The organism is Streptomyces sp. NPDC052225 (assembly GCF_040679615.1).
Taxonomy (GTDB): Bacteria; Actinomycetota; Actinomycetes; order Streptomycetales; family Streptomycetaceae; genus Streptomyces.
The window spans coordinates 1-5,910 of sequence record NZ_JBFAVD010000062.1 but is presented as its reverse complement, the minus strand read 5'-3'; the positions used below and the strand labels follow the sequence as shown (position 1 = coordinate 5,910).

The following is a 5,910-nucleotide window of genomic DNA, read 5'->3' as shown; positions in this document are numbered from 1 at the left end:
GCCGAGGTGATGAAGAACGCGGTGGCCTATCTGGAGCCGCACATGGAGAAGTCCGACGCGGAGGGCAAGGGCACCATCGTGCTGGCCACGGTGCGTGGTGACGTCCATGACATCGGCAAGAACCTGGTCGACATCATCTTGTCCAACAACGGCTACAACGTCGTCAATCTGGGCATCAAGCAGCCGGTCTCCGCGATCCTGGAGGCGGCCGAGGAGCACAGGGCCGATGTGATCGGCATGTCCGGGCTGCTGGTCAAGTCGACGGTGATCATGAAGGAGAACCTTCAGGAGCTCAACCAGCGCAAGATGGCCGCCGACTATCCCGTCATCCTGGGCGGTGCCGCGCTGACGCGTGCGTATGTGGAGCAGGATCTGCACGAGATCTACGAGGGCGAAGTGCGGTACGCCCGCGACGCGTTCGAGGGCCTGCGCCTGATGGATGCCCTGATCGCGGTCAAGCGCGGCGTGCCCGGCGCGACCCTGCCCGAACTGAAGCAGCGCCGCGTCAAGGCCGGTGCCGTCGGGGTCGAGGAGCAGGCCGAGGACATCCCCGCGCGCTCGGACGTCGCCGTCGACAACCCGATCCCCACCCCGCCGTTCTGGGGCACCCGCGTCATCAAGGGCATCCAGCTCAAGGAGTACGCGTCCTGGCTGGACGAGGGCGCCCTGTTCAAGGGCCAGTGGGGTCTGAAGCAGGCCCGTACCGGTGGCGGCCCCTCCTACGAGGAGCTGGTGGAGACCGAGGGACGGCCGCGGCTCCGCGGCTGGCTCGACGAGCTGCACACCAAGAACATGCTCGAGGCGGCCGTGGTGCACGGCTACTTCCCCTGTGTCTCCAAGGGCGACGACCTGATCATCCTGGACGAGCAGGGCAACGAGCGCACCCGCTTCACCTTCCCGCGCCAGCGCCGCGGCCGGCACCTGTGCCTGGCCGACTTCTTCCGCCCCGAGGAGTCCGGCGAGATCGACGTCGTCGGCCTCCAGGTGGTCACGGTCGGCTCGAAGATCGGTGAGGCCACGGCGGAGCTCTTCCAGAGCGACTCCTACCGCGACTACCTCGAACTGCACGGCCTGTCCGTCCAGTTGGCCGAGGCGCTCGCCGAGTACTGGCACGCCCGCGTCCGCTCCGAACTCGGCTACTCCGGCGAGGACCCGTCCGAGATGGAGGACATGTTCGCCCTGAAGTACCGGGGCGCCCGCTTCTCCCTCGGTTACGGCGCCTGCCCGAACCTGGAGGACCGCGCCAAGATCGCCGAGCTGCTCCAGCCCGAGCGGATCGGTGTCCACCTCTCGGAGGAGTTCCAGCTCCACCCCGAGCAGTCCACCGACGCGATCGTCATCCATCACCCCGAGGCGAAGTACTTCAACGCGCGGTAATCGGCAGCGGTCGTACACTGGTCGGTCCAGCGCAGGCCGGTCCCCTCACGGGGACCGGCCTCTTCGTCCCTCATGGAGGTGTGACCGGATGACCAGTACGGTCCCCGCACTCGGTACCCGATCGGCCGAAGGCTCCACTCTTCAGGCCGTGCTCCTCGACATGGACGGGACCCTCGTCGACACCGAAGGGTTCTGGTGGGACGCCGAGGTGGCCGTCTTCGCCGCGCTCGGCCGCACCCTCGACGACGCCTGGCGGCAGGTCGTCGTCGGCGGCCCGATGAGCCGCAGCGCCGGATTCCTCATCGAGGCCACCGGCGCCGACATCACCCTGCCCGAGCTGACCGTGCTGCTCAACGACGCCTTCGAGCAACGCATCAGCCAGTCCCTGCCGTTGATGCCGGGCGCCGCGAGACTCCTCGCCGAACTCGCCGCCCACCGGGTGCCGACGGCCCTGGTCTCCGCGTCCCACCGGCGCATCATCGACCGCGTCCTGCACTCGCTCGGGCACCGCAACTTCCACCTGACCATCGCCGGCGACGAGGTCGCCCGGACCAAGCCGCACCCCGACCCGTACCTCATCGCCGCCGAGGGGCTCGGCGCCGAACCCGGGCGCTGCGCCGTCATCGAGGACACCGCGACCGGCGTCGCGGCGGCCGAGGCGGCCGGCTGCCATGTCGTCGCCGTCCCGTCCGTCGCCCCGATCGAGCCGGCCCACCGTCGCACCGTGGTGCCGTCCCTCGAACACGTCAACCTGCCTTTCCTGCACGGCCTGATGACGCCCTGAACCGATCGGCGTGGCTGAATTGCCGCGCCCCTCAACCCAGTTGAACGTGTGACCTTTCCCACTCAACCGGGGGTCGACAGCTCCGCTCCCGCGTGCTTGGCGACGCCGGAGTACCCACCCGTGCGTGACCTTGTGTCCCGATTGGTCGCCCCCTGCGACGAACCTTCCTCCTGAGGTGTTTTCGGTGCGTCCACGCCCGGTTCCGCAGCGTGATGGGCGCCCCTCTCCAGTGCCTTCGAGCCCCGGCGGCAGGCCCATTAATGTCGTCGCGAGAACATCGCCGTAACCCTCCCGTGCCTCGAACGCACCACCCCTCGCGCCGGGCCCACGGGAACCAACAGCTCTGGAGAACTTCGAGCATGAACCGCAAGACTTTGGTGCTGCCGGCCGTCATCGGTCTGCTCGCCCCCGTGCTCGCCGCCTGTGGTGGGTCCGACAGTGGGAGCGGGGACGGCGACGCGATAGCCGTGGGCACCACCGACCGGTTCATCGCCTCGGGCAAGGTGCCCGCGCCGTTCGACCCCGCGTACGCCTATGACGCCGGGTCCTGGAACGTGCTGCGCCAGACCGTGCAGACGCTGATGGCGATGCCCCGCAGCGGCAGCGGCGACCCCGTCCCCGAGGCCGCCGAGAGCTGCATCTTCTCCGACACCGGCTCCGAGCGGTACGCCTGCACGCTGCGCAAGGACCTCACCTTCTCCGACGGCACCCCGGTGACGGCCGCCGACGTGAAGTACTCGATCGACCGCGTCCGCAAGATCCACAGCGACAGCGCGTCCTACGGTCTGCTCTCCACGATCGACACCATCGAGACGCAGGGCGACCGGAAGGTGATCTTCCACCTCAACACCCCGGACGCCACGTTCCCGTACAAGCTGGCCACCCCCACCGCCGGCATCGTCAACCCCGCGAAGTACGGCAAGAACTCGCTGCGCAAGGGCTTCGACGTGGACGGCTCCGGCCCGTACACGATGAAGTCCGAAGTGAAGGACAACGTCGTCGTCAAGACCGTCTTCACCAAGAACCCCCACTACAAGGGGCAGTTGAAGCCGAAGAACGACAAGGTCGAGCTGGTCTCCTTCGACGGCGCCGACGCGATGGGCACGGCGCTGGAGAAGGGCGACATCGACATGATGACGCGCACCATGTCGCCGGAGCAGATCAACAAGTACTCCACGACGCCGCCCGAGAACGTCAACCTCGTCGAGATGCCGGGCATGGAGATCCGCTACCTGGGCTTCACCACCACCGCCGACTCCGTCAGGAGCAAGGCCGTGCGGCAGGCCATGGCGCAGGTCGTGGACCGCGGCGAGCTCGCCTCCAGCGTGTACGGCACCACCGCCGAGCCGCTGTACTCGCTCGTCCCCGTCGGCATCACGGGCCACCAGAACTCGTTCTTCAACAAGTACGGCGACCCGGACAAGGCGGCTGCCTCGGCGGCGCTGAACCGGGCGAACATCACCACCCCGGTGAAGCTCACGCTGCACTACACGACCGACCACTACGGCTCGGCCACCAAGAAGGAGTTCGAGGTACTCCAGAAGCAGCTGAACGACAGCGGCCTCTTCGACGTCGACATCAAGGGCGACGTCTGGGACACGTACCGCGACGCCCAGCTCAAGGGCAAGTACGACGTCTACGGCCTCGGCTGGTTCCCCGACTTCCCGGACGCCGACAACTTCCTCGCGCCGTTCCTCGACAAGGACAACTTCCTCAACACCCCGTACGCGAACAACTCGATCCGCACCTCGCTGATCCCGGCCGAGCGCCGCGAGGCCGACCGGCTGACCGCGTCGAAGAGCATCCAGCAGATCCAGAACATCGTCGCCGACGACGTGCCCGTGCTGCCGCTGTGGCAGGGCAAGCAGTACGTGGCCGCGCGCGACGACATCACGGGTGTGGAGTGGGCGCTGTCCTCCTCGTCCGTCCTCCAGCTGTGGGAGCTCGGTCGCGGCGTCAGCGAGTGAGCTTCCCGTGGGGCCGGTCCATAGGGGGGTCGGCCCGCCCCATCCGCACGACCGACAAGGCACGTACGTGAGAATGCGCAACCAGTGGCTCGTCCCGCCCCTCGGCGTGGGCCTCGCCGCGGCACTGCTGACCGGCTGTGGCTCGGACTCCACCGACTCCGCCGGCACCGGTGACTCCGTGGTCATGGGGATGTCCGACGACATCCAGGCCACCGACCCGGCCTCCGGCTACGACCCGGGTTCGTGGCTGCTGTTCAACAACGTCTTCCAGTCGCTGCTCAGCTTCCCCAACGGAGGCACCGAGCCGGAGCCGGAAGCCGCCAAGGAGTGCCACTTCACGGACAGCACGAAGGTCTACTCGTGCACGCTCCGCCCGGGTCTGAAGTTCAGCAACGGTCACGCGCTCACGTCGAAGGACGTCAAGTTCTCCTTCGACCGCATGATGAAGATCAACGACGACGCCGGCCCGGCCATCATGTTCCCGATGCTGAACAAGGTCGAGACACCCGACGCCGACACCGTTGTCTTCAAGCTCAAGTACGCCGACGCGACCTTCCCCAGCAAGATCGCCTCGGGCGCCGGCTCGATCGTCGACCACACCGCGTACCCGGCCGACGAACTGCGCACGGACGGCAAGGCCGTCGGCTCGGGCCCGTACAAGCTCGACTCGTACGGCAAGAAGGAGGCGGTCTTCTCCGTCAACTCCTCGTACAAGGGCACCGCGAAGGTCAAGAACTCCGGCATCACCATGGAGTTCTTCCACGGTGACCAGGCGGCCCTGAAGCGGTCCCTGCTCGCCGGGGACCTGGACCTCGCCTACCGAGGCCTCGCCGCGAAGGACATCTCCGACATCGAGACGTCCTCCACCTCGGACATCAACGTCGTCGAGGGCAGCAGCGCCGAGGTCCAGCACCTCGTCTTCAACGTGAAGGACCCGGTCGTCGGCCAGATCGGCGTCCGCAAGGCGATGGCCTACCTGATCGACCGCGACGCCCTCATCGACGAGGTCTACGACAACACGGCCACGTCGCTCTACTCGATCATCCCGGCGGGCATCACCGGTCACAACACCGCGTTCTTCGACACGTACGGGGCCCGCCCCTCGAAGAGCAAGGCCGAGGCCGCGCTGCGCGCCGACGGCATCACCGGCAAGGTCAAGCTGACCCTGTGGTCCACGCCCTCGCGCTACGGACCCGCCACGGACGCCGAGTTGAAGGCGATCGCCAAGCAGCTCAACGCGAGCGGCCTGTTCGAGGCCGATGTGAAGTCCGTCGAATTCGCCCAGTACGAGCGGGACATCAAGTCCGGCAAGTACGGCGTCTACGTCAAGGGCTGGGTGCCCGACTACCCGGACCCGGACAACTTCACCCAGCCGTTCTTCGGCGACGGCAACGTCCTCGGGAACAACTACTCCAACAGCACCATCACCGGCACGATCATCCCGGAGACCGGCGCCCAGAGCGACCGCGCCGCCACCACCAAGGACTTCGACCAGCTCCAGCAGATCGTCGCCGACCAGCTGCCGATCCTGCCGGTGTGGCAGGCCAAGCAGTACGCGGTCGCCCGTGACAACGTCTACGGCCTCGAGAACTGCCTCGACGCCTCGACCGTCTTCCGCTTCTGGGAGATCAGCAAGGGCTGAGTGACTCAGTGAACGTGGAAGGCGGCGGCCACCGATCGGTGGCCGCCGCCATCCACCGGTGGGGGTGTTGCGGTGGGCGGGCGCCGGGGACAGGGGCGATAGGGAGTGGGGGGGGGTGGGGAAGAGGGTTGGTTAGAGGG

At 67.5% G+C, this 5,910-nt stretch carries 4 protein-coding genes; all 4 read left to right on the top strand.

All coding sequences use genetic code 11. The features are described from left to right. On the top strand, positions 1 to 1,377 hold a 1,377-nt coding region (locus AB0L37_RS38250), incomplete at its 5' end, for a vitamin B12 dependent-methionine synthase activation domain-containing protein (RefSeq protein WP_365516759.1). Between the two features lie 88 nt (positions 1,378 to 1,465). Beyond that, positions 1,466 to 2,161, top strand: a complete 696-nt coding sequence (locus AB0L37_RS38245; protein WP_365516756.1) for an HAD family phosphatase — start codon at positions 1,466 to 1,468, stop codon at positions 2,159 to 2,161. 359 nt (positions 2,162 to 2,520) lie between these two features. After that, positions 2,521 to 4,128, top strand: coding sequence for an ABC transporter substrate-binding protein (locus tag AB0L37_RS38240; protein WP_365516753.1), 1,608 nt, complete (start codon positions 2,521 to 2,523; stop codon positions 4,126 to 4,128). A gap of 67 nt (positions 4,129 to 4,195) precedes the next feature. Continuing rightward, positions 4,196 to 5,770, top strand: a complete 1,575-nt coding sequence (locus tag AB0L37_RS38235; RefSeq protein WP_365516750.1) for an ABC transporter substrate-binding protein — start codon at positions 4,196 to 4,198, stop codon at positions 5,768 to 5,770. Positions 5,771 to 5,910 lie beyond the last annotated feature (140 nt).

What these genes read in the sequence shown, in the direction of transcription:
- AB0L37_RS38245 (WP_365516756.1), top strand. Translation starts at nt 1,466, where the DNA reads ATGACCAGTACGGTCCCCGCACTCGGTACCCGATCGGCCGAAGGCTCC.
- AB0L37_RS38240 (WP_365516753.1), top strand. Translation starts at nt 2,521, where the DNA reads ATGAACCGCAAGACTTTGGTGCTGCCGGCCGTCATCGGTCTGCTCGCC.